The organism is Dyadobacter luticola (genome assembly GCF_005860805.1).
GTDB classification, from domain to species: domain Bacteria; phylum Bacteroidota; class Bacteroidia; order Cytophagales; family Spirosomataceae; genus Dyadobacter; species Dyadobacter luticola.
Genome location: NZ_VCEJ01000002.1, coordinates 1942618 through 1965998, shown reverse-complemented (window position 1 = coordinate 1965998; position 23381 = coordinate 1942618). Strand labels below are relative to the sequence as shown.

The window sequence follows — 23381 nt, the reverse complement described above, 5'->3', positions numbered from 1 at the left end:
TTTAGACGTCACTCTGTTTTGAAAGTAACGGATAAAGCCTCAGAAACTCAATCCAGTTTTCTAACGGTCGGTTTTGTTGAACTATCGGTTGACGAAGTCGTCGCATTCACCTAATTGCAGTCGAAGTTTTTCAGCCGCACAAAATCTCCCTAAGTTTGCCCGAAATCAAGAAAGAGACGTGCATCAGAATTATTATTTTTTGAAACAGCTTGCGCCGCGGTTGCATCGCGAATTGGCGGGGAAGGCTTTTGTGGAGGCTTTTAGTCAGGAAAAGGATGAGTTGATTTTGGTTTTTGCTGAACCTGAAACCGATGCGGATAATGTTGGGGAGGAATTGGTAAAGCCATTTTTTATCAAGGCAACATTGACGTCACGGTTTTCTTGTCTGAGTTTTCCTGAAAAATTTGACCGGGCGCGGAAGAATAGCGTCAATCTTTTTACGGATTTTGAAAATGCCGTCGTCGATTTTGTGGCGGTTTTTCAGAATGAGCGGGCGGTGCAGGTGCGTTTTCAGGATGGGAAAAGGCTGGTTTTCAAAATGTTCGGTAATCGGTCGAATTTGATCGGGGTGGATGCGGGGGGGAATGTTACGCAGCTTTTTAATAATAAGTTACTGGCTGATCGGAACATCAGGGTTGATTTGCTGGACCGGGAAATTGATCAGTCTTTTGAGGCTTATCTTGAAAATAAGTTAAAGCACGATGCGCTTTTTCCGACTTTCGGAAAATTGGTAAACCAATATTTGCGTGACAGGCTTGCTGACATTGAAATTGCCGAGGAGCGCTGGAATGTAATCGAGGATTTGCTGAAACAATTAAATGCTTCCGAATTTTACATTACTAAAATTGACCTGATTCCCGCGCTTTCGCTGCTCAAAATGGGTGATATCCAGGCTAAATACAGTGATCCGATGGAGGCGCTGAATGCTTTTTATCTGACATTTATCCGTCAGAGCGGCATTGATGCGGAGAAAGCGGAAATCCTGAGAATCCTGCGCAAGCGGATCCAGCAGACAGAAAACTATCTTGATAATACTTTTTCCAAACTGGTGGAGCTTGAAAACGCGATCAAAAATGATGAGCTCGGGCACATTATCATGGCCAATCTACACCAGATTCCCGAACGCGCCGAGAAAGCGGAATTATACGACTTCTATCGCGATCAGCCGGTGACGATCAAGCTGAAAAAAGATTTGTCGGCACAGAAAAATGCGGAGACTTATTACCGCAAATCGAAAAACGAAAAGATTGAGATCAGTCGGCTGAGTGATAGTCTGGAAGCGCGGGAGCGGGAAAAAGTTTCGCTGAAAGAACATTTGACGCAGATCGAAAATATGGAATCACTGCGGGAGCTGCGTGCTTACATTAAATCACACGGCTTGAATCACACCCATGTTGCCGCAAATGTGGACGAGCTTTTCAAAAAAGTGGAGTTTATGGGCTACACGATTTTGATTGGCAGGAATGCGAAAAACAATGATCTGCTCACGAAGCAATACGCTACTAAGGAAGATCTCTGGCTCCACGCCAAAGACGTAACCGGCTCTCATGTAGTCCTTAAAAATCAGCCCGGTAAAAATTTTCCTGCTCCCGTGATCGAGCGTGCTGCAGAATTGGCGGCATTTTATTCCAAAAGAAAGAACGACTCGCTCTGCCCGGTAATTTACACGCCCAAAAAGTTTGTCAGAAAACCGAAAGGCCTGCCGGAAGGTGCGGTTGTGATTGATAAAGAGCGGGTTTTGATGGTCGTCGCAAGGGGAGAATAAGTTGTCAATATTTGTTAAACATTCCCCGATTTTGGACTTTTTCGCGATTCGCGGGCTTTGATAAGTCTGGTGATATGACGATCTTCGTGTGAAAATAGGAACAGGAATCCATAGTGCAGAATGCTTGAAAATCGTCGCTTCGTAATCATCGGCTTTTTCGCCATCGTTGGTTTGATCTATTTGCTGCGACTTTTTTACTTACAGGTCCTGGATGAAAGTTACTCCATCGAATCGTCCAGCAATTCCATCAAACGCGTGATCGAAATCCCTTTTCGTGGTCAGATTTATGACCGGAAAGGAAAGCTGATCGTATATAATACCCCCGTTTATGATCTCCTGGTGACACCCTACAAGGCGAGGGTGGACGATACCCTGCGTTTCTGTCAGGTTTTGGGGATTGAAAGACATGATTTTGACAGCCTGATGGCGGCTGCAAGTGCATACAGCCGGGTGAAGCCTTCGCTGTTTTTACGGCAGTTGTCCAAGGAGGATTTCGCTTCTATTCAGGACATTATGGTGGATTACGGCGGTTTTGAATTTGCCAAAAGTTCATTGCGAACCTACACTGCGCCGACGCTTGCGAATACTTTGGGATATGTGAGTGAGATCACGAAAACCCAGCTAGAAAAGCAGGAGGAACCTTACTACCGCCAGAGCGACTATATTGGTCAAAGCGGAATTGAAAAAATTTATGAAAACGAGCTGCGCGGCAAGCGCGGGACGAAATTCGTAATGCAGAATGTGGCTGGCGTGTACAAAGGTTCCTGGAAAAACGGCGAGCTGGATACCATGGCCGTCGCGGGTGAAAACCTTTATACCGGCATTGATCTGGACGTGCAGCAATATGCAGACAGCCTGATGGTCAATAAGGTAGGTAGTGTGGTAGCGATTGAACCGAAGACTGGCAAGATCATTTCCATGGTTTCCGCCCCGACTTATGACCCCAACATTCTGGCTAGCCGATACTTTTCGAAGAACTTTGCGGCGCTGGTACGAAACCCCTACAAACCACTTTTCAACCGGCCGGTTATGGCGAGTTACCGTCCCGGATCGACATTTAAGCTGATCCAGGCGCTGATTGGTTTGCAGGAGGGCGTGATCACGCCGGGGAGCGGTTTTACACATGCCAATTGTCCGATGCATTGCCACAATCACCCGGCGACTGGTACGGTAGCACTCGGGGTTATGCATTCGTGCAATCCTTATTTCTACAATGTTTTTCGTCGGCTGATTTATAAAAACAACATTCAAAATACCTTCCGCGCATCTGCGGTTGGGCTCGACAACTGGCACGACCGGATCAGTAAATTCGGTATTGGTCAGCGGCTTGGGATCGATTTGCCGAGTGAGTACAAGGGTAATTTGCCCGATAAAAAATACTACGACCGCTTCTATGGCGAGTACCGGTGGAAATTTTCCAACATTTATTCTTTGAGTATCGGCGAAGGTGAGTTGCTGATTACGCCTTTGAAAATGGCCAATGTGGCGGCGATTATTGCGAACCGCGGCTACTTTTATACGCCGCACGTTATTCATGGTATCGGTGACAAAAAGGTTATTAACCCGGATTACCTGGTGCGGCACGAAACGGGTGTTGACGCGCACAATTTTGAGCCGGTGATCGAGGGGATGATTGGTGCGGTGGAAGGCGGAACTGCCAGACGATCAAAGGTAGAAGGCATCGAGATCGCCGGAAAAACGGGTACTTCGCAAAACAAGCGCGGGGATGATAGTTCGATTTTCATCGCATTTGCGCCGGTTGATGATCCGAAAATTGCAATCGCAGTTTTTGTGGAATATGCGGGTGCGGGAGGTTCTGCTGCGGCGCCGATTGCCAACCTTGTGATTGAAAAATATTTGACGGGCAAAGTGACCAACAAGGCACTGGAAGAGCGAATGTTGAAGGCTGATTTCATGAGCAAGGTAGTTTTGCCTGGCCAGAAAAAACCAATACCTGCCGATACTACCAAGAAAAAACCTGCGACGCCCGTGAAGCCTGCAACTCCTGTAAAGCCGACCGCAGTGAACAAGCCGGTTGCGCTCAATCGTTAAGATTTATTTCCAAACAAGCATTTCAAATACCAACAAATGGCTGAGAACAAACCGATTACCAAGAATGTGGATTGGATGGTCGTGCTCATTTATATGGCTTGTCTGGCGATTGGCTGGATCAATATTTACGCCGCGGTCTACAATCCGGAGGTACGTACCAGCATGTTCGACCTATCCAATAATGCTGGAAAACAGTTAATGTGGATCGGTACGGCGGCGCTGCTGATTATCTGTATCCTGGTGATTGATTATAAATTTTATGAAACATTCTCCTTTATTATATATGCAGTCGTGATCCTGCTGCTGGTGATGGTGCTTTTTGCGGGTTCTAACATTAACGGATCTCGCTCCTGGATTAAAATTGGCGCGTTTTCACTGCAACCTGCCGAGTTTTCCAAGCTGGCAGTGAGTTTGGCCATCTCCAAATATCTCAGCGACCCGGCGATCAGTCTGACCCGGAAACTCAAAGATTATTACCCGATTATCGGCATTATTGCGCTTCCCGCATTTCTGATTTTGCTTTCCAATGAAACCGGTTCCATGCTGGTTTTCGCCTCATTTGCGATCGTCCTTTACCGAGAAGGAATGCCTGGTTTTATCCCGGCTATTGGCATGGTGATGGCGGCTTTGCTCATTATTACATTACTTTTTGTAAAATGGTACATCGCCGGAACGATCATCGTGATTGCGGGACTGGTAATCTGGCTGATGCCGGTTATGACTCGAAGGAGGGGAGGACTTTGGGCTACGATCATCATTGCATTTGTGATGATCGGGATCGTTTTCGGGGTGGATTTCTTTATGAATAATGTGCTCCAAAAGCACCAGCGCGGCCGGATTATGGTTTTGCTCGACCCGGATTCTGATCCACGTGGCATTGGCTGGAATGTGATTCAGTCTAAAATTGCGATTGGTTCCGGCGGGTTTACCGGGAAAGGATTTTTGCAGGGGACGCAGACAAAATTTGATTTCGTACCCGAGCAAAGCACGGATTTTATTTTCTGTACCGTCGGCGAGGAGCACGGTTTTGCGGGGACAGCAGTAGTAGTATTTCTTTTTATCGCACTGATTTCCAGGCTGGTCGTCTTGGCCGAGCGACAGCGTAGCCGCTTTGCGAGGGTTTACGGCTACTGCGTGGCGGGCATTATCTTCTTCCACTTTTTGGTCAACATTGGTATGACCATCGGCCTAATGCCAGTGATCGGTATCCCACTGCCGTTTTTCAGTTACGGCGGATCGTCACTGTGGTCGTTTTCGATACTCCTTTTTATTTTTCTAAAAATCGACGCACAGAGGCCTTTTACCTTATCAAGAGGCTGATTTACAGCTTTCCTGCTGCAATAATTAGCAAAACCCAACCAGCTATCAATGCCAATCCTCCAATCGGAGCGGTGGCGCCGAATTTGGTGATTCCGGTGAAGCAAATTGCGTAAAGTGAGCCGGAGAAAATAATCACACCTATTGCAAATGCATTGCCCGACCAGCCCAGTAACTTGATCGCGTCTGCGCCTGCACGCTGCATGAGTAATCCTACCAAAACCATTGCTAGCGCATGGTAAAACTGGTATTTTACAGCAGTTTCAAATGTTTCGGTGCGGTTGGAAGCTTCCAGCATACCTTTTAATGCATGTGCACCGAAGGCGCCCAGAGCTACTGCCAGCGCGCCCAGGATGCCGCCGGCTTGTATCATAAATTTCATTTGATCGGATTATTTTGTTGCAGGTAAAGTTAGACCCCGGGCGAGGCGCAACCAACTCTTTGCGGCAATTTTATTATCTTGCGAGCTTCAAAATAGGGCGGGACACAACTTTTCGCCCAAAGTGGAAAAGACTTGCACAATGGCATTAGAAAGCTTTATCCAGCTCTGGACTCATCGTTATAAAAAATATACACACATTTTTACAGCCCATGCGCTGGGTTATAAAGCAAGGCTTTATTTCAAAAATGTGAAATCGCGGCTGGCGAAAAACCAGAAACTCATCGCGATTGTCAGGACCGAACATTTCGGCGATATCATTGCCGCTGAGCCCATTTCCCGCTACGTCCGCTCACTTTATCCCGACGCCCACATTGTCTGGTTTACAAAACCTGCTTACCAATGTCTGGTCGAATGTAACCCTGCTATCAATGAGGTTTTTACAGAATTCTGTGTCACCCAGCGCGACGTACTTTTTAAAGGAAATGTATTCGATGAGATTTTTGAACTGCAATTCAGGAACAACAATCATTGCCCGACCTGTAATGTCTTCATTGAGAATCCGGTCGCAGAGAGGCGTAACATCAACATTTTCAATTATTTCGATTACGGAAACCTGCTGGAAGTTTTTGCGCAGACCGGCGATTTAATCCCTCCCAAAACGGCATTTCCCGGAGATGATCAGCCGAGATTGTATTTGCAGGATGCCCAGCGCCATAAAGTTGATTCGCTGAATTTGCCTGAGCGTTTCGTGGTATTGCATTGCCGCTCGAATTACGCGCCGAAAGACTGGCCCTCGGAGCGGTGGGAACAACTGGTGGCGTGGCTGGCCGAGACTTATGATTATGAAATCGTTGAGGTAGGGCAGGAGAGCTGCCTGAACGTCAGTACACAGTCTTTCAGAAATCTTTGTGGAAAGCTGACAATCCTGGAAACCGCGGAGGTGATACGCAGGGCGAGTTTATTTATCGGTCTGGACAGCGGGCCTTCGCATTTAGGAAATGCTACCGGCACATTTGGGATCATTTTGATGGGTTCCCTGAACAATTTTCCGGATTACAATCCTTATTCCGGCGGATACGGACGGCAGGAAAACGCGGTTTTTGTGCGCCAGCTGGGTGTTCCCTGCCGCGAGCTGACATTTGAATTTGTGCAGGATAAAGTGGAGCAGGTGATGAGTAAGCTGGAAATCGCCTGATTACCGCGAGCCAAAAATAGCGCTGCCGACCCGGATCAATGTGCTGCCTTCTTCCATGGCAATCTCATAGTCGCCGCTCATGCCCATGGAGAGTTCCCGCATTTCAATCCGGTCGTTTTCCAGTTTTTTGAATGATTCGAAAAGCGCCTTTAATCCGCGGAATTCGGTGCGGATAATGTTGGTATCTTCTGTGTTAGAGGCCATTCCCATCAATCCTATAACCTTTATATGTGTCAAGGCTGCGAGATCAGGCGAGTTTAAAATTTCAGCCGCTTCTTCCTCTGACAGACCGAATTTGGTTTCTTCGCTCGCAATAAATATTTGCAGGAGACATTCAATGATACGCTCACTTTTTGCCGCCTCTTTATTAATTTCCTTTAACAGTTTAAAGCTATCGACCGAATGGATCAGTGTAACAAAAGGCGCAATATATTTGACCTTATTAGTTTGTAAATGCCCGATCATGTGCCAGTCAATATCTTTCGGCAGTGCCTCGAACTTGGACACCATTTCCTGGACTTTATTTTCACCAAAGCGTTTGGAGCCAGCCTGATAGGCTTCCATGAGCGCCTCTACTGGCTTGGTTTTAGTAACAGCCACGAGCTTCGTTTCCTGTTTTAATCCTTTTTCCAAACGGGCAATATTCTCGGCGATCGAAGGCATTGAGCAGTACTAATTTTTTGATAATTAATCTGTTAAATCAGGAAAATGTCCGGCGGTTACCAGAATTCGATGTTAACATATTTCAAAATTGAAAAAAACATAGTTCTTTTACCAACTAAAATTTAAAATTTAACCTTCTGTATGGACTATAATCAGGAACAAAAACAAGACCGAAAGACTCTGTTATGGGCTGCTCTGGCAGTTCTGTTGTTGCTCAATCTGGTGCTTGTGTACTTCATATACCACGAAAAACAGGAGAATCTTGCGAAGGACGAAATTATAACTGCGAAGACTGAGGAAGTCCTTTCGATTAAAACCAAGCTGGACTCGATCTCGGCGGAGCTGGACGTAAAAATCGCGGAAATCCAGAAGCTGGGTGGCAGCGTCGATTCTCTGATTGCATTGAAAGCGCAGCTGGAAAAGGATAAGCAGGAGCTGAAAAATTCAAGTACTTATTCTGCTGCCAATTATAATAAAAAGATCAAGTCCTACGAAGGAGTTTTGTCTGAAAAAGACGGGGAAATTTCCAGGTTGCGGGAGGAATTGGGGCTTGCTAATTCTAAAAACGAGGAGCTGAACCAGAAAGTGACCGGCCTCGAATCCGAGAAGCAGCTTCTGGCTGACTCAGTGAACAATTATTCTGCGCAAAATAAAGAGCTGGCTGAAAAGGTAAACATCGCTTCTGCTTTACGTGCTGAAAACCTGACTGTCAATGCAGTATCTGCAAAAGGTAAGGAGCGTGAAGGTGGAAATTATCGTGCAAAGCGCATCGATAAGCTGCGGATAAACTTCAAGCTGGGTGAAAATGCAGTTGCCAAGCAAAATGAAAAAGACATTTACCTGCGTATCCTTGATCCCGATGGTGCCGTCCTTTCGGACATGGCGACCGGCTCAGGTTCATTTATGATGGATGGTAAAGAGATGATTTACAGCTCGAAGCAGACGGTTTCTTTCACGAATACCAATCAATCAGTAGATATTTTCTATGGCCGCGGCGGTATTCCTTTGAAAGACGGCAAGTACGCAATTGAGGTTTATAGTGAAGGTTTCAAGATCGGGCAGGGAGATTTTACAGTGAAGTAGGACTTTAAGGCCAGATAACTCGTTTTTAAGATACATAGTGGCTTGGAATTTCGGATTTCAAGCCCTATTTTTGCACCCTCATTTTGGTAGTTATGCCAAAGTGAGGGTTTTACATTTTATAATTAACCATTTTACCGTATGTCTAAGCAATATGAAACGGTGTTCATTCTAACTCCCATTTTGTCTGAGGCCCAGGCAAAGGACGCCGTTGAAAAATTCACGTCAATCATCACCTCTAATGGTGCCAAGATTGTACATGAAGAAAATTGGGGATTGCGCAAGCTGGCCTACCCTATCCAAAAGAAAAACTCTGGCTTCTACCATGTTGTGGAGTACACTTCAACCGAAGGCAATGTAGTTGACGTTTTGGAAACAGAATTCCGTCGCGATGAGCGCGTTTTGCGTTTCATGACTATCGTCCTTGACAAGCATTCAATTGCTTACAACGAGAAAAAACGTAAAGGACTTGTTGGAAGGAAAAAAGAAGAATCTGCTGAATCTAAAACCGAAAACGCATAAGCTATGTCACTCGTAAACGAGCCGGTTGAAAAGAACATTAACCGCAAGAAATATTGCCGTTTCAAAAAAGCTGGCATTAAATATATCGACTACAAGAACCCTGATTTCTTGTTGAAGCTGATCAATGAGCAAGGTAAAATCCTTCCTCGCCGTCTTACCGGAACAAGCCTGAAATATCAGCGCAAAGTTTCCCAGGCTGTTAAAAGAGCACGTCACTTGGCGTTATTGCCATTTGTTGCTGATCAATTGAAATAATAAAGAAAGAAGCTACAAACAATGGAAATCATACTTATAACAGATATAGCAGGAGTAGGCTATAAGAACGATATCGTGACTGTGAAAGCAGGTTACGGTCGTAACTATCTTATTCCTCAGGGATTTGCGCTTTTGGCTAATGCATCCAACCGCAAAATCGTTACTGAAAACGTTCGTCAGGCAGCGCACAAAGCTGAGAAGCTGAAAAAAGATGCGGAAGATATCGCAACTGCTATCGGTGACCTGACTATTGATATCAAAACTGTGGTAGGGGAAAGCGGCCGTATTTTCGGACGTGTAACCAATACCCAAGTGGCTGACATTCTGAAAGCCAAAGGTTTCGATATCGATCGCAAGAAAATTACCGTTGACGATGTTAAATCGATCGGTACATATTCTGCAACCATCGATCTTCACAAAGAAGTGAAACCAAAAATTACTTTGAATGTAATTGCGGCAGAAGATTAATCTTCTTTAAAGGACATAAAAAAAGCAGCTCTCGGGCTGCTTTTTTTTATGTCTATACTTAGCGTTTTATGCTGCCGGGATTCTTAAAACTTGTCCGGGATAAATTTTGTCCGGATCCGTCAGCATGGGTTTATTCGCTTCAAAAATGATCGGATATTTCATCATATCGCCATAAACGGTCTGGGCAATTTTTGAAAGCGTGTCGCCTTTTTCCACAGTGTGATAAGTGGCAGGAGGCGCTGGCGTGGCTACTTTCAGTTGGTCATCGACCGCTTTTACGCCTTCCACATTACCTACCGCCAAAGCGATTTTTTCCGCATCTTCCTGGTTGGCCACTTCTCCAATGATGGTGACCGTATCACCGGAAGTCTTCACAGTCAGGTTATTGTATTTCAATCCCAGCGACTTGACATGCGCGAGCAAGGCACTGGCGCGGAGCGGTTCTGCGGCAGGAGTAGGCGCGGCAACATCTTCTTTTTTGAAAACCTTTTCCCCCGCACCCGTAAAAAACGATAGTAAGCCCATAATTTTCAGTTTTAGTTAAATTGATTTTTGTTTCAGGTGATTAGTAGCGTGTTGGTATGGAAGGAGCAATTATTGTACCATTGGCTCGATAATCCCCCTGACTTTGTACTTTTGCGGCAGGCTTAATTTACTCAGACCTATTTTCTCCTGCTGATGAACCGCATTGCTTCTCTCGATAGATTAAAAAATGAAGAATTTGATATCTGTATAATCGGTGCGGGGGCGAGTGGGGCCGGATGTGCGCTAGACGCGGTTTTGCGTGGGTATAAGGTTGCCTTGATTGATAGAAAAGATTTTGCTTCGGAGACTTCTTCGCGTTCCACCAAACTGATCCACGGAGGGGTGAGATACCTCGAACAAGCATTCAAAAAACTCGATTTTGCGCAGCTGAAACAAGTCCGTCATGGGTTGGAGGAGCGGCATACGGTGCTTAAAAACGCGCCGCACCTGGCCCGCCCGCTGGCATTGATGACGCCAGTAAGTTCCTGGTTTGAAGGGTTGTATTTCAAAATCGGCTTGCAGATGTACGACGCATTTGCGATCAATGATACCCTGCCAAAAAGCAAGTGGCTGAGCAAAAGCGAAGTCCTCGCGAAAATGCCCACATTGAACAAAACGAAATTGCACAGCGGCGTACTCTACTACGACGGCCAGCTGGATGATGCAAGATACTGCCTGGCTTTGGCGCAGTCTGCCTCTGAAAGTGGCGCAGCAATCGCGAATTATTTGAATGTTGATGGTTTTGAAAAAGACAAAAATGGGAAGCTGACCAGTGCGGGACTGACGGATGTGATTACCGGCGAAAATTTACATGTGCGCGCCAAACTATTCATTAATTGTACAGGACCGTTTTCTGACGCAGTGCGCCTTTTGGCAAATACAACATTATCTGAACGGCTGAGGCCCAGCAAAGGCGTCCACATTATGCTGCCGCCTGAAACGTTGAACAGTGAATATGCCATGCTCATCCCGAAAACTTCCGATGGTCGGGTCGTTTTTGCGATTCCTTTTGAAGGCGCTACGATGGTGGGGACGACAGATACGGAGAATGACGAGCTCAACGCGGAACCAACATTGAACCAGCAGGAAATGCAATATCTCGCGGATACGCTCAATCCTTACTTAGCCAAACAAATCAACATCAGTGACTTGAAGTCCGGCTTCGGTGGGCTGCGGCCACTTTTGGCGGCGGATCCTTCCAAATCAACAAAAAGTCTGGTGCGTGATCATGAAGTGGAAGTGGATGCGGCTTCGGGGCTGGTGAGCTTGCTGGGTGGAAAGTGGACGACTTACCGCCTGATGGCAAAGGATACCATCGACCAGGCTGATGAGATTTTTGCACGTCAAAATGCTTGCACGACGGATAACCATATCCTGGCTGGCGGGGAAAATTACAGCTTCGATTCCTGGAAAACATTGTCAGATAAAACAGGTTTGTTGGAAGATATTTCGCAGCATTTAGTAAAAAAATATGGATCAAGAGCGTCACTGATCGGCGATATTGTTTTGGCGGAGCCTGCGTTGAAAGAGAGACTGGTCGCTCAATATCCCTACATTAAAGCCGAAGTGATTCATACCGTCCGGCACGAAATGGCCGTGACGCCCAGGGACTTCCTGGCGCGACGAATCCGGCTTGAAATCACCGATTGGAATGAAACCCTGAACTGCCTGCCCGAGGTTGCTGCTCTGATGGCACGGGAATTGGGGTGGAATGAAGAAGAAAAGCGCAAGCAAATCGATGCTTACGCAGCGGAGATTAGGAAGTTCATTTCGGACGCCCGGTAAAAAGTCCAACCACCAAACTCAATGTTATTTTAGGAATGTATATCATTAGTACCGCCTGTATTTCACCTCAACAAACTTTTGACAATTCTTTTTTCGACGGTCAGGTAAAAGTTTATGAAGGCGACAGATACCCGGCTATTGAACCCGATTACGGGCCGCTGATCCCGGCCGGCTTGCTGAGAAGAATGGGCAAGGCGGTCAGGATGGGAGTGGGGGCGGGTTTACCACTCATCAAATCTTCGAATGTAGACGGCATTATTTTAGGCACCGCAAATGGTGGGCTGGAAGACTGCCTGAAATTTCTCAATCAGATTGTGGATTACAACGAAGGCACATTGACGCCGACAAATTTTGTTCAAAGCACGCCCAATGCCGTCGCTGGTAACCTGGCTTTAATGAGCAAAATCACAGGTTACAACACAACCCACGTTCACAATGGTCTTGCATTTGAAGCGGCCTTGCTGGACGCCATGATGTTGCTCGAAGAAGGAAACGCGAAAAGATTATTAGTGGGAAATGTGGACGAAATCTCAGATTACAACCACAACATCGATTCCCTTAGCGGCGCATTCAAAAGTGGGCAGTTTACTTCTGCGACATTACTTTCGACCGATAGCCCCGGTTCTGTCAATGGTGAGGGCGCAGCGATGTTTGTGCTTAGTTCGGAGCCGGATCAGGCCATAGCCCGGATAAAAGATTTAGATCAGAGTAGTTATCTGCCTGAAAATGAGATTGAAGTAAGACTTTTGTATTTTCTTGAGAAAAACAGCCTTTCGCCAGATGATATTGATACATTAATCCTAGGATTTAGCGGCGATAACCGTACGGACTACATTTTCAAGAACCTGCAAAGCCGGCTTTTTCCTGAAAGCAACACCTATACATTCAAAAATATGGTGGGCGATTACCCAACTTCGTCCGCATTTGCTACCTGGATGGGCGTGCAGCTGCTCGGCGGAAAAATCGCCCCAGCTGAATGTGTTTACAGCGCCGGATTATCCGGGAAAACGACTCATGTCCTGATTTACAACCACGTCAAAGGAACGCAGCACGGATTTATCCTGCTCGACAAGCAGTTTTAAGCCAAACTTTGCTCCTTCATTTTGATCACTTTTGCCAGCGTTGGCAGGATCGTATCATGCTTTTTGACGAAAGGATTGGTGTGGTCCCAAACGTAGCCGGCAAGTACCGAGCAGATTTGGTTTTTAATATCATTATCAATATCCCTGGCGAAAACAATCGTCTGAAAATCACCACTGTACCAGCCGGTGACATAGCTGCGGAAAACGTCGATGCCTTTCTGGATCACATCTTCATAGTCTTTTTTCCAATCTACATTTTCACCTTTTAAATGCCTTTCGGTCATTTTGGCTGAGAGCAGCCCCGATGCGGTAGCGAAAGTGACGCCCGATGAAAAGATCGGATCCAGGAATTCGGTGCTGTTTCCGGAAAGCACAAAACCTTCACCGAACATTTTCTTCACGCCAATGGAATAACCGAGAATGTGGCGCGGCTCGAATTTAAATTCAGAATCGGCAAACCGGCCGTGCAGATCCTCGAAGTTCTGGATGAAATGCTTATACTTTTCACCGCCATTTTCGGCCAGCGCAATAATTTTTTCCTTATCCCCCACAATCCCGACCGAAGTTGAGCCGTCGGAAAAAGGTATCGCCCAGATCCACGATTTATTGTTGTCGAAAGAATGCACGAAAATGTTATTGCTGGCTACCTGCGTACGGTTTTTATCTTCCAAATGCGAGAAAACCGCGCCGCGCGGCGTAAAGGCCGAAGGTTTGCTCAGGTCAAAAAGTCGTGGCAAAACACGTCCGTAGCCACTCGAATCGATGATAAATTTGCATTTGATCGAATGCGATCCGCCCTCATTATCGCGGTATTCCAATGTTTGTTCATCAGGGCCGCATTGTACGCTCAGAACCTCACATTCAAAGTTGACGTCCACCCCTTTTTCGCGGGTTGCTTCTGCCAATGTTAAGTCAAAATCGGCGCGTTTTACCTGCCAGGTCCACGTCCAGCCTTTGGTGAATTGCTGCGAAAAAAAGAACTCGCATCTTTTGTTGCCTTTCATAAATGCCGCGCCGGTTTTCTTCTGAAAATTCCGTGCTTTCACCGCTTCCAGCAGCCCGGCTTCTTCCAGGTGCATCATGCAGCACGGCAGCAGGCTTTCACCGATCTGAAATCTTGGGAATTTTTCTTTTTCCAAAATGGTCACCTGGTACCCCTGTTTCTTCAAATAAGAAGCCGCAACTGTTCCGGCTGGTCCGGCACCAATGACAACAACATCAACCGTTTGCATAATCTCAGGCATTTTTAACTTTATCAACGAGTATATGTTTATCTATAAAAGAAAAGCACGTGATGAACGCACTTACCGTCACCCCCAATATTCCGTGCAAAGATATGTTCTGGCCGGTCAGGTGCAGATTGGGAATCCTTGTTTTTGTGTTGATCTGCGTCCGCGCCGCAGAGCCGGAATCTTTTTCGATTCCATATAGTGAGCCGTCGCGGTTGCCGATATAATCCCGGAATGTGAGCGGAGACGCGCTGTGGACCGATTTAACTTTCTCAGAAATACCCGGAAAGACATTCTCCAATTTCCGGATCACCTGTTTTTCTTTCTCTTTTTTGAATTCCAGATATTCCTCATCTCGTTTTCCCGGCTCGGCGACGGTGCTGAAAGTTCCGCTCCATTTTTCGGTCTCCTGCGCATTCATGTAAGTCATAATCGACATAGAATCAGCGTATTGACCGGTTTTTGAAATGTATGGTGTGCAGATAAAATAGGTTTGCGGCCACGTTTCCTGATCGTACTCCACGCCGTCCCAGACATTATCTATATGATGCTGGTAAATGTTGTAGTTAAGATATTCAAAACTTTTTTCAAGGAAAGTAATATGCACCAGAAATGTTGAAATGCTATTTTTCAGGCCGTGCACGCGGTTTTTATACACATTCAAAAACCGGTCGCTGCCAAAAATATCGATCGTCATGGACGGGTGTACATTGGAAATAAATTGCCTGCCCCGCACCGTCTCACCATTTTCGAGGACTACTTCCGAGACCTCGCCGTTTTCGTGGTAATTGGCAGATACCACCTTTTTATGCTTGAAAATTTGGCCGCCGTGCTGGCGGATCACCCGGCTCAGCTGGATCGCAATTTGCGAGCCGCCATCAATAAACTTATAAGCGCCTGAAAGATAACTTTTTGTGATCAGTGCATGGACGTAAAAAGGTGTTTTTTCTTTCACGCCGGCATAAAGCAAATTTGCGCCAGCCAGCACGTTACGCAGCCGGACATTCTCCGTCAGCGAAGCAATGTAATCATACGCATTGAGGCCGGTGACGCTGCCGTCGGTCTGGTAATGGTTTTCATCAGAAACCCGCAGGTTATAGAGCGGAAACTTGCTGCATATATCCCTGATCTTTTCGCAGTAAGTCTCAATCGCATTTTTTTCCTCGGGAAAATAGGAGATAAGCTGCTCTTCAAAATGCTCAAATCCCTGAGCGTAAGCATATTCGCTACCGTCATCAAAGCGGATCACATCTACCTTGTCCTCATCCATCCGCTTCAATTTCAGCTTGTCCAGAATGCCGAGGTACTTGAAAAACTGGTAAAGATTTTCGCCCGGATCGAGGCTGCCTACATAATGTACGCCGGTGTCGAAAATGCTTTTTCCGCGGCTGTACACCTGCAAATGCCCGCCGATCTGATGGTTTTTTTCCAAAACAACCACACTATATCCTTCCTTCGCGAGAATACCGGCACAAGCCAGTCCGCCCAGACCACTCCCTACAATCACAAAATCATACTCTTTTTGGCCGGTGGCTGCTTGCATTTAAATTGGTGTCGAAGTGTAAAAAGGTGCGTATCAGTTTTGCGGAGCTGGTTTTCTCAGGATAAAAAGCACATTGGAAGTATTGCTGGAATGTTCCTGCATTTCTACTCCAAGCTGCTGGCGCTCAGCAAAGTTTTTAATGTCTTGTGACGAAAAGAAAGAAAATTCCTCTTCCTTTTTATTGAATGAAAACAAACCGGTGGATAAGGCTTCTGTTTTCTGTGTGTTCTTATGTTTTTCCCGCAAATCCGTAATGCCGTCGCGGATGAATAGAATGCCGCCTGGATTGAGTGCCGCCGCGCAGCGGTTAAGCAATGTTACCTGTTTTTCCCTAGACAAATAATGCAGGATATCATTAAGGAAAATGACGTCCTGCCGACTGATATCCATGGTCATAATGTCCTGATATACAAACTCCAAGTGCTCAGTTTTGTTATAGCTATTCTGCGCGATCTGTATTTTTTCCTCGTCATAATCCACACCGATGATGATGCGATTTTCATTTTTATAATGTAAAAAAAACGAAAGGTAACCGTACCCGCAGCCAATGTCCAGTATATGCTTTCGGTCACCGATCAGCTCATTGTAATAAGTAAAATTCTTACTTTCCAGCCGCCACTTAATCTTGAAATACCATTCCAAAACTGGCCCTTTGAACACGTAATTGGTAAAGATCTTGTGTTTCAGCAGCGTCGCATCTTCCATTTCGGATTTGAAACTTTCATACTCCGCACGAAAATACGCCGTCATATTTTTGGTCTTGTCCCTGAGCTGCATGCCCCACTTTTCGCCTGCGTAATGCAGTCGTGGCAACACACGTACGTTCAGCGCGCCGGGACGGATCAAAAAGTCATTTTTCGGTAAAACATCATGTGCCCCGTGGATCAGAACTGGCTGAATGTCAAGGTTTAATTGTTCGGCCAGGAAAAATGCGCCTTTGTGAAAACGGGTAATGTGGCCGTCCTCGGAGCGGGTACCTTCCGGAAAAATCATGATGGAATAACCTTCTTTCACAAGCTGTCTTACTTTTTCAATGTTCTCCTCCGGGCCGTCGTCGGTATAGACATAGCCCGCATACCGGATAATCGGACCAAAAAACGGCGAGTTATACACCCAGCCTTTCACCATGAGCACAATTTTCGGGTGCAGCATAATGGCCAGCAAAATATCCAGGAAAGATGTATGGTTCGCTATAAAAATTACTGGACGGTTCATGTCCAGGTTTTCAAGCCCTGAAAAATGCTTTTTTACATGCGGCCCGGAGTAGATCACGGTCTTCGCATAAAAAGAAAGCGAACTGTTGATCATCGCTTTTTTCCGGGACTTGGAAATGGGTAATAAAAGAATGGTAACCAGCTTGGAATGCAGAAAAAGACATCCTGCAAGAAAATAAGTAAAGCTGGAAATGCTGATTAAAAATGGCAGCATAGTGACCGGCGCTTTTTTGCGGGCTATCCGGTTTTGGACAAAAAAATCGAAAAGTACCGGCTGGAAAATGAAGGAAATAAACAGGATACAGAGAATGCCGAGTACGCTGATCAGTGATATGGAATGTATGGCCGGATGTTTGGCAAAAAAGAGCACGCCGGTGCCGATGATGGTCGTGGTGGCCGAGAGTACGATGGCCGACTGGTAGGAGTGGAGCGTATCTTTTTTGTACTTATACTTACCGAGCAGCCCGTCGGTGACGAAAATGCTAAAATCGTCACCCAAACCGAAGATGAATGTGGTGACGATGACATTCACAAAATTGAATTTGATGCCCAAGATCACCGCGATGCCGAGTATCCAGATCCAACTGATCACCATCGGCAGAAAAGATAACAATGTTAATTCAATGCGGCCGTAGACGACCAGCAATGTTAGGAAAACGATTCCGGCTGAGATGAGCAGCAGATAGTTAAAATCGTTTTTGACCATCGATAGCATTTCGCCGGCCAGCTCGCCGCGATCAAAAATTTCAACGCCGGGAATCTTTCTTAATGTGGATTTGACGGGCGCAAGCTGATCTTGATTTAAAACAACTGTGGAAATAAATGTAGTCCCGGAGCTCCGGCTATCGATCAGGTTATCGATGCCTAGCTCATTGAAAAGGGTATCCAGCGAAACCGACGCCTGATTGCGCTGCGAAGTCCAGTCTTTGAAATCTTCGAAAGCGTAGCGGTTAAAACCGATGGTCGCGGCCGATTTATCCAATATGTTAAATGTGGAATCTTTTCGGCCGAGATTCCAGAATTCGTGCCATTTTCGGTTTCTTTCCAGACTTAACCCGCGCGGTACCAGCAGTGAGCCGGAGGAAACAAAGCTGTTGACCTGACCTTTCCGGTGCAATGCGCTGAGGTTTTCATACACCTTGAAATTAGCCTCCTCTGCACGATTTCGGTTAGCGTCGGCTGCGAAAACGTAGATCCGTTTTTCTTTTTTCGGGTTTAATCCTGTTAATGCTTCTTCGCGCGCGCGCAGGTCTTCATCTTGAATGCTCAGGTTTTCGAAACCGCTGTCAAACTCCGTAAACCGCGCGAAGTAGAGGAATACCAAGGTCAAAACCGCGATAAATCCCAGGACCGCAGATCGCCATTTATTTGGAATAGCAGGAAATGAAAATGTTCTTTCCTGCTTCGCATTTTTGGTATAGTCAAAGGAGGTTGCCGAAAGAATAATCGGCAGCGCGATCAATGTAAACAATGCTGCGCCCAACAAGCTTAGCGAGGAAAACAGCCCGAAATCCTGTAAAACCGTGGAGTTGGCGAAATGTAACGCACTGAATGCCATTACCGTAGTAAAACTTCCCGTCAGCAACGGCCCGCTCACTTCCTTGATCGCGGTAGGAATCGAATGGGTGTGCCTTAAATGGGTGAAAAAGTGGAAGGCATAATCGAGCAGAATACCGAAAATGACTGCGCCGGTCGCGAGTGAAATTCCGGAAACTTCGGGACGGATATAGCCAATGATTCCGAGGGCAAAAATGGCACCGAAAACCCCGGGGAGTATAATGTAAACCGGCACCAGCACTTTCCGGTAATAGAATACCAGCAGCAGAAGAATGCCCGCCAGCGCAAAAAAAGATGTATAATAAGAATCCTGCTTGACCTGGATCGCATTCCGGGCGGAAATTTCGAATGTGCCGAAATAGGTGAAATGATTATACCGATGCTGCTTGTTCCAGTTTTTTTTGAATGTTTCCGTCAGGTCAAACAACTCCACATTATGCTCGGAATTCCCTGAATCGTAGGCGGTGGAGGCAAAAACCAGTACTTTTTTACGGTCGGCGGTGAACATCATGCCGTCTTCCATGATCATCCCGCCCGCATTGTTATTGGCATTCAGTTCCCGGAAAAAACGGCCGGTAATACCAAGCGGATCATTGAGGACGAATTTTTTCAAAAATGAGCCGCCGGGTGTCATCAGCTGGTTATACACCGAATTGACAGACTGGCGAATGGTATCCGGCAAAAGCCGCGACTGAATATGCCGGTAATATTCCGGGCCGATCAGCTGTGGAAAATGACTGTAAACATATTGGTACACATCTTCCTGCACATCCGGCCGCTCGGACTGGATGTTGCGTATCAAACCTTTGGTATGTCGCCTGAGCGAATCTGAAAATGCTTCGGCCACCAGCCTGGCCTCATCGGTGCTGGTTTCGGCCGGTACCTCAATAGAAAAGACGATCTGGTTGATAATGTTCTTACTTTCGACGAGCCGGTTGAACTCCTCGAAGCTTTTACCTTTTGGTAATGTGGCAAAAATGCTCTCGGAAACACGCAGTCGCGCAACCCCGGTGAGCAGGGCTAGAATAACGAGCGAGAGGCCAAGAAAGAATGCGGTTTTATGTCGGGAAAGAAACTGATTCAGTCTTAACAATAAATCTCCGACCATTGAAACGAAAAACGTGAGTGCGCCACAAAATTAATGAAATGTCCAAATCCGGCAACGTCCGGGCGGCGGCTGACGCGGGACCCGATAGCTTGGCAAAACCGCAAAAAAAGATTTATTTTACACTATTAAAACTACGCCATCCCTAAATGAATCGTATTTCATTAGCTCAGATCGAGCAGTATTCTTTTGACAAGACGGAATTTATCTTAGCCGAAGACGCACTCAATCAAGTATCAAAATCCTTTGCCTTTCTAACGAATTTTTCCAAAGATAAAATTATATACGGAATCAACACCGGGTTCGGCCCGATGGCGCAGTACCGCATTGAAACCGACAAGCTTAGCAACCTGCAATACAACCTGATCCGCAGCCATTCGAGCGGGATCGGCAAACCGCTTAATGACATTTATGCCCGGAGTGTGATGGTGGCGCGGCTTAACTCTTTCTTACAGGCCAACTCGGGCGTAAGTACCGCGGTGATCAAGCAGTTGGTTGCTTTTTTGAACAACAACATTACCCCAGAAATTTTCGAGCACGGCAGCGTCGGCGCGAGCGGTGACCTGGTCCAATTATCTCTTTTAGGTTTAAACCTGATCGGCGAAGGGTATGTGTATCAGGATGGTATCCGCCGGAACACGGCAGAAGTACTGGCTGAGAAGAACATTGCGCCGCTTAAAATGGAGCTGCGAGACGGCCTCGGTCTGATTAATGGTACTTCCTGCATGACGGGTATCGCGGCTATCAATTTGATTTATGCTAAAAGGTTGATGCAGTGGGCCGTAGCAGCTTCTTCCATGCTAAATGAAGTGATTGAAGCATTTGATGATTCCTTTTCAAAAGAACTGAATGCGGTGAAACATCATAAAGGTCAGCAGCTGATTGCGCAGCAAATGCGGGATTTTGTGGCGGGCAGTAAAATGATCCGCAGCCGCGAAGAATTGTTCAAAGATGATACCGCGATGCAGCGGAAAGAATTTGAGCGGAAGATCCAGGAGTATTATTCGATCCGGTGCGTACCCCAGATTTTGGGACCGATACTCGATACCTTACTTTATGCGCAGGAAGTGGTTGAGAATGAATTGAATTCGACCAATGATAACCCGATTGTCAGTCCCGAAGACGACAATGTTTTCCATGGCGGAAACTTTCATGGCGACTATATCTCGCTGGAAATGGATAAAGTTAAAATTGTGCTGACCAAACTCTCCATGCTAATGGAGCGGCAGCTTAACTTCCTGATGAACAGCAAGCTGAACAATAAATTTCCCCCATTTTTGAATGCGGGTACCTGGGGACTGAATTTTGGTTTTCAAGGTGTACAGTTTACCGCAACTTCCACTACCGCCGAAAATCAGGCGCTTTCCAACTCGGTTTATGTGCATAGCATTCCTAATAACAATGATAATCAGGACATTGTGAGTATGGGAACAAACAGTGCGGTGCTGGCAAAGCAGGTATTGGAAAATTCATTTCAGGTGATGTCGATCCATTTAATGGCCATCTGCCAGGCGATCGACCTGCTCGATCCTGAGGAAAAGGAAGGTTTATCTCCCAATGCACTTTCTGTGTACAGGCAAATCAGGACAAAAGCACATTTTGTGAAAGAAGATGTGCCTCAGGCTGAGAGTATTGCGGCCGTTTACGAATACATTAAAGAAACTCCATTTCAATTATGAGCTGCGCATTGGTTACCGGTGCTTCCCGAGGACTGGGCAGGGCGATCGCAGTTCAACTCGCGAAAGACCACGGGCTGCATATCCTGGTGAATTTCGCTTCAAACCAGCAGGCGGCGGAGGAAACATTGGCTGAAATTCAGTCAGTTGGCGGAAGTGGGGAGTTACTGCAATTCAATGTTCAGACCAAGACGGAAGTCGATGAAGCGCTGAACGGCTGGAAGGAAAAAAACGAAGACAAGACCATCAGTGTTTTGGTCAACAATGCCGGAATTACCCGCGACGGGTTGTTTATGTGGATGCCGGAAAAGGATTGGGACGATGTGGTGGACGTTTCGGCGAAAGGTCTTTTTAATGTTACTCAAAACGCGATCCAGCAAATGCTGCGTAAACGTTCAGGCAGGATCGTGAATATTGCCTCGGTATCGGGCCTGAAAGGTGTTCCCGGTCAGGTGAACTATTCGGCGGCGAAAGGAGCGATCATTGCAGCATCCCGGTCACTGGCGCAGGAGGTAGCCAAACGCAAGATTACGGTAAATGTGGTAGCGCCCGGTTTCATCACCAGCGATATGACCAAAGATTTGAATGAAGAGGAATTGAAACAAATGATCCCCATGAACCGTTTCGGAAAGGCGGAGGAAGTGGCGCATCTGGTGAGCTTCCTCGTTTCGGACAAAGCCGCGTACATTACCGGCGAGGTCATCAACATCAACGGAGGTATTTATTCGTAACCATGAGCCAGCGCGTTGTCATAACCGGTATTGGAATTTATTCTTGTCTGGGCGAAAACCTGGAAGAAGTTGCAAAATCGCTGTATGCAGGCAAAAGCGGTATTATTTTTGACCAAAGTCGGAAGGATTTTGGGTTCCGGTCGGCCCTGACCGGCATGGTGAAGGAGCCGGATCTTAAAAATTTCCTTTCCCGAAGACAGCGCGTAGGCATGCACCAGCCGGCGATTTACGCTTACATGGCCACCAAGGAAGCGCTGGAACATTCAGGCCTCGACATTGATTTTCTGGAAAAAACGGAAACCGGCATTATATATGGTAACGATAGCACAGCGGCGTCCGTCGTAGAGGCGATCGATAAAGCCAAAGAAAAGCACGATACAACATTGATTGGCAGCGGAGCTATTTTTCAGAATATGAATAGCACCGTGAACATGAACCTTTCTACGATTTTCAAGCTTAAAGGCATCAATTTTACATTGAGCGCGGCTTGCGCGTCGGGCTCCCACTCCATCGGGATGGGGTATCTGATGATCAGTCAGGGTTTGCAGGACCGCGTGATCTGCGGCGGGGCGCAGGAAATCAATGCCGCTTCCATGGCCAGTTTCGATGGATTGGGTACATTTTCAGTCCGTGAATCCGAACCGGCAAAGGCATCAAGACCATTTGACCGTGACCGCGACGGCCTGATCCCCAGCGGCGGTGCGGCAACTGTAATTTTAGAATCTTACGAATCGGCCATTAACCGAGGCGCACCGATCCTGGCCGAGTTGATCGGCTACGGTTTTTCGTCAAATGGTGACCACATTTCAAATCCGAGTATCGACGGACAGATCCGTTCGCTGAACATGGCGCTGAAACAAGCTGGTATTCAGACGAATGAAGTGGATTATATCAATGCGCATGCCACTTCCACACCGGTAGGCGATGGGAGCGAGGCACGGGCGATCTTTGAAGTATTCGGAGAAAAAGTACCGGTCAGCTCCACCAAATCTATGACCGGGCACGAATGCTGGATGGCTGGGGCGAGCGAAATTGTGTACTCGATCCTGATGATGCAAAACTCCTTTATCGCGCCGAATATCAATTTTGAGAATCCAGACGAGGATTCCGCGAAGATCAACATTATAGCCGAAACGCGCGAGCAAAACATGGACTGCGTGCTTTCCAACTCCTTTGGCTTCGGCGGTACCAACTCCACATTGATCCTAAGAAAAGTTTGACCGACATTTCCGGGC

General features: G+C 46.6%; 19 protein-coding genes. 13 read left to right on the top strand and 6 right to left on the bottom strand.

All coding sequences use genetic code 11. From position 1 onward, the window contains the following. The first annotated feature begins 199 nt into the window (after positions 1 to 199). The 3 genes from FEN17_RS08250 (at position 200) to rodA (ending at position 5137) form a co-directional block, all read left to right on the top strand. Positions 200 to 1765: an NFACT RNA binding domain-containing protein gene (locus tag FEN17_RS08250; RefSeq protein WP_310589749.1), complete on the top strand. Its 1566-nt coding sequence runs from the start codon at positions 200 to 202 to the stop codon at positions 1763 to 1765. Between the two features lie 120 nt (positions 1766 to 1885). Beyond that, a complete protein-coding gene (gene mrdA / locus FEN17_RS08245) occupies positions 1886 to 3817 on the top strand; it encodes a penicillin-binding protein 2 (RefSeq protein WP_229208733.1) in 1932 nt (643 codons plus the stop codon). Between the two features lie 36 nt (positions 3818 to 3853). Further along, positions 3854 to 5137, top strand: a complete 1284-nt coding sequence (rodA, locus tag FEN17_RS08240; protein ID WP_138364788.1) for a rod shape-determining protein RodA — start codon at positions 3854 to 3856, stop codon at positions 5135 to 5137. A 1-nt stretch (position 5138) separates the two neighbouring features. Here rodA and FEN17_RS08235 read toward each other — a convergent pair whose 3' ends face one another. Continuing rightward, complete coding sequence (locus FEN17_RS08235; RefSeq protein ID WP_138364787.1) at positions 5139 to 5516, bottom strand: DUF423 domain-containing protein; 378 nt, start codon at positions 5514 to 5516, stop codon at positions 5139 to 5141. A gap of 139 nt (positions 5517 to 5655) precedes the next feature. Here FEN17_RS08235 and FEN17_RS08230 point away from each other — a divergent pair, with 139 nt between their 5' ends. Beyond that, positions 5656 to 6711 carry a glycosyltransferase family 9 protein gene (locus FEN17_RS08230; protein ID WP_138364786.1) on the top strand — a complete coding sequence of 352 codons (1056 nt, stop codon included), beginning with the start codon at positions 5656 to 5658 and terminating at the stop codon, positions 6709 to 6711. On the opposite strand, the gene FEN17_RS08225 is transcribed toward FEN17_RS08230, so the two are convergent. After that, a complete protein-coding gene (locus FEN17_RS08225) occupies positions 6712 to 7374 on the bottom strand; it encodes a YggS family pyridoxal phosphate-dependent enzyme (RefSeq protein ID WP_138364785.1) in 663 nt (220 codons plus the stop codon). Between the two features lie 141 nt (positions 7375 to 7515). On the opposite strand from FEN17_RS08225, the gene FEN17_RS08220 reads away from it, so the two are divergent. The 4 genes from FEN17_RS08220 to rplI all read left to right on the top strand — a co-directional run bounded on the left by FEN17_RS08220 (position 7516) and on the right by rplI (position 9699). Then, a complete protein-coding gene (locus FEN17_RS08220; RefSeq protein WP_138364784.1) occupies positions 7516 to 8457 on the top strand; it encodes a DUF8428 domain-containing protein in 942 nt (313 codons plus the stop codon). 138 nt (positions 8458 to 8595) lie between these two features. Further along, entirely contained in the window at positions 8596 to 8976 is a 381-nt protein-coding gene (gene rpsF / locus FEN17_RS08215; RefSeq protein WP_138364783.1) for a 30S ribosomal protein S6, read from the top strand. Positions 8977 to 8979: 3 nt separating this feature from the next. Next, positions 8980 to 9231, top strand: a complete 252-nt coding sequence (gene rpsR, locus FEN17_RS08210) for a 30S ribosomal protein S18 (protein ID WP_138364782.1) — start codon at positions 8980 to 8982, stop codon at positions 9229 to 9231. A 21-nt stretch (positions 9232 to 9252) separates the two neighbouring features. After that, positions 9253 to 9699, top strand: a complete 447-nt coding sequence (gene rplI / locus FEN17_RS08205; protein ID WP_138364781.1) for a 50S ribosomal protein L9 — start codon at positions 9253 to 9255, stop codon at positions 9697 to 9699. Between the two features lie 66 nt (positions 9700 to 9765). Here rplI and lysM read toward each other — a convergent pair whose 3' ends face one another. Next, the gene (lysM, locus tag FEN17_RS08200; protein WP_138364780.1) at positions 9766 to 10224 is read right to left on the bottom strand and encodes a peptidoglycan-binding protein LysM; all 459 of its coding nucleotides are present in this window, start codon (positions 10222 to 10224) and stop codon (positions 9766 to 9768) included. Between the two features lie 153 nt (positions 10225 to 10377). Between lysM and FEN17_RS08195 the strand changes: the two genes are divergently transcribed. Together FEN17_RS08195 and FEN17_RS08190 are read left to right on the top strand one after the other, a co-directional pair. After that, positions 10378 to 12009, top strand: coding sequence for a glycerol-3-phosphate dehydrogenase/oxidase (locus FEN17_RS08195; RefSeq protein WP_138364779.1), 1632 nt, complete (start codon positions 10378 to 10380; stop codon positions 12007 to 12009). Between the two features lie 35 nt (positions 12010 to 12044). Further along, the gene (locus FEN17_RS08190) at positions 12045 to 13091 is read left to right on the top strand and encodes a beta-ketoacyl synthase chain length factor (RefSeq protein WP_138364778.1); all 1047 of its coding nucleotides are present in this window, start codon (positions 12045 to 12047) and stop codon (positions 13089 to 13091) included. Here the strand turns inward: FEN17_RS08190 and FEN17_RS08185 are convergent. The 3 genes from FEN17_RS08185 to FEN17_RS08175 are packed head-to-tail and all read right to left on the bottom strand — an operon-like array spanning position 13088 to position 19742. Continuing rightward, on the bottom strand, positions 13088 to 14335 hold the full coding sequence (locus tag FEN17_RS08185; protein ID WP_229208732.1) for an NAD(P)/FAD-dependent oxidoreductase: 1248 nt from the start codon (positions 14333 to 14335) through the stop codon (positions 13088 to 13090). The two genes, FEN17_RS08190 and FEN17_RS08185, sit on opposite strands and share 4 nt — an antisense overlap. Next, positions 14328 to 15863, bottom strand: coding sequence for a phytoene desaturase family protein (locus FEN17_RS08180; protein WP_138364777.1), 1536 nt, complete (start codon positions 15861 to 15863; stop codon positions 14328 to 14330). The genes FEN17_RS08185 and FEN17_RS08180 overlap by 8 nt, the downstream gene beginning before the upstream one ends. Positions 15864 to 15896: 33 nt before the next feature. Next, complete coding sequence (locus FEN17_RS08175; RefSeq protein WP_138364776.1) at positions 15897 to 19742, bottom strand: trifunctional MMPL family transporter/lysophospholipid acyltransferase/class I SAM-dependent methyltransferase; 3846 nt, start codon at positions 19740 to 19742, stop codon at positions 15897 to 15899. 146 nt (positions 19743 to 19888) lie between these two features. Between FEN17_RS08175 and flxA the strand changes: the two genes are divergently transcribed. The 3 genes from flxA to FEN17_RS08160 are packed head-to-tail and all read left to right on the top strand — an operon-like array spanning position 19889 to position 23366. Further along, positions 19889 to 21418: a flexirubin biosynthesis tyrosine ammonia-lyase FlxA gene (gene flxA, locus FEN17_RS08170; protein ID WP_138364775.1), complete on the top strand. Its 1530-nt coding sequence runs from the start codon at positions 19889 to 19891 to the stop codon at positions 21416 to 21418. After that, on the top strand, positions 21415 to 22146 hold the full coding sequence (gene flxB, locus FEN17_RS08165) for a flexirubin biosynthesis SDR family reductase FlxB (protein WP_138364774.1): 732 nt from the start codon (positions 21415 to 21417) through the stop codon (positions 22144 to 22146). The genes flxA and flxB overlap by 4 nt, the downstream gene beginning before the upstream one ends. A 2-nt stretch (positions 22147 to 22148) precedes the next feature. After that, positions 22149 to 23366, top strand: coding sequence for a beta-ketoacyl-[acyl-carrier-protein] synthase family protein (locus tag FEN17_RS08160; RefSeq protein WP_138364773.1), 1218 nt, complete (start codon positions 22149 to 22151; stop codon positions 23364 to 23366). Positions 23367 to 23381 lie beyond the last annotated feature (15 nt).

Excerpts from the sequence above, each read along its gene's own strand:
- FEN17_RS08190 (WP_138364778.1), top strand. The coding sequence starts at position 12,045 with ATGTATATCATTAGTACCGCCTGTATTTCACCTCAACAAACTTTTGAC.
- rodA (WP_138364788.1), top strand. The coding sequence starts at position 3,854 with ATGGCTGAGAACAAACCGATTACCAAGAATGTGGATTGGATGGTCGTG.
- flxB (WP_138364774.1), top strand. The coding sequence starts at position 21,415 with ATGAGCTGCGCATTGGTTACCGGTGCTTCCCGAGGACTGGGCAGGGCG.
- rplI (WP_138364781.1), top strand. The coding sequence starts at position 9,253 with ATGGAAATCATACTTATAACAGATATAGCAGGAGTAGGCTATAAGAAC.
- FEN17_RS08160 (WP_138364773.1), top strand. The coding sequence starts at position 22,149 with ATGAGCCAGCGCGTTGTCATAACCGGTATTGGAATTTATTCTTGTCTG.
- flxA (WP_138364775.1), top strand. The coding sequence starts at position 19,889 with ATGAATCGTATTTCATTAGCTCAGATCGAGCAGTATTCTTTTGACAAG.
- lysM (WP_138364780.1), bottom strand. The coding sequence starts at position 10,224 with ATGGGCTTACTATCGTTTTTTACGGGTGCGGGGGAAAAGGTTTTCAAA.
- FEN17_RS08235 (WP_138364787.1), bottom strand. The coding sequence starts at position 5,516 with ATGAAATTTATGATACAAGCCGGCGGCATCCTGGGCGCGCTGGCAGTA.
- FEN17_RS08230 (WP_138364786.1), top strand. The coding sequence starts at position 5,656 with ATGGCATTAGAAAGCTTTATCCAGCTCTGGACTCATCGTTATAAAAAA.
- FEN17_RS08220 (WP_138364784.1), top strand. The coding sequence starts at position 7,516 with ATGGACTATAATCAGGAACAAAAACAAGACCGAAAGACTCTGTTATGG.
- FEN17_RS08195 (WP_138364779.1), top strand. The coding sequence starts at position 10,378 with ATGAACCGCATTGCTTCTCTCGATAGATTAAAAAATGAAGAATTTGAT.
- FEN17_RS08180 (WP_138364777.1), bottom strand. The coding sequence starts at position 15,863 with ATGCAAGCAGCCACCGGCCAAAAAGAGTATGATTTTGTGATTGTAGGG.
- FEN17_RS08175 (WP_138364776.1), bottom strand. The coding sequence starts at position 19,742 with ATGGTCGGAGATTTATTGTTAAGACTGAATCAGTTTCTTTCCCGACAT.
- rpsR (WP_138364782.1), top strand. The coding sequence starts at position 8,980 with ATGTCACTCGTAAACGAGCCGGTTGAAAAGAACATTAACCGCAAGAAA.
- FEN17_RS08225 (WP_138364785.1), bottom strand. The coding sequence starts at position 7,374 with ATGCCTTCGATCGCCGAGAATATTGCCCGTTTGGAAAAAGGATTAAAA.
- rpsF (WP_138364783.1), top strand. The coding sequence starts at position 8,596 with ATGTCTAAGCAATATGAAACGGTGTTCATTCTAACTCCCATTTTGTCT.
- FEN17_RS08185 (WP_229208732.1), bottom strand. The coding sequence starts at position 14,335 with ATGCCTGAGATTATGCAAACGGTTGATGTTGTTGTCATTGGTGCCGGA.
- mrdA (WP_229208733.1), top strand. The coding sequence starts at position 1,886 with ATGCTTGAAAATCGTCGCTTCGTAATCATCGGCTTTTTCGCCATCGTT.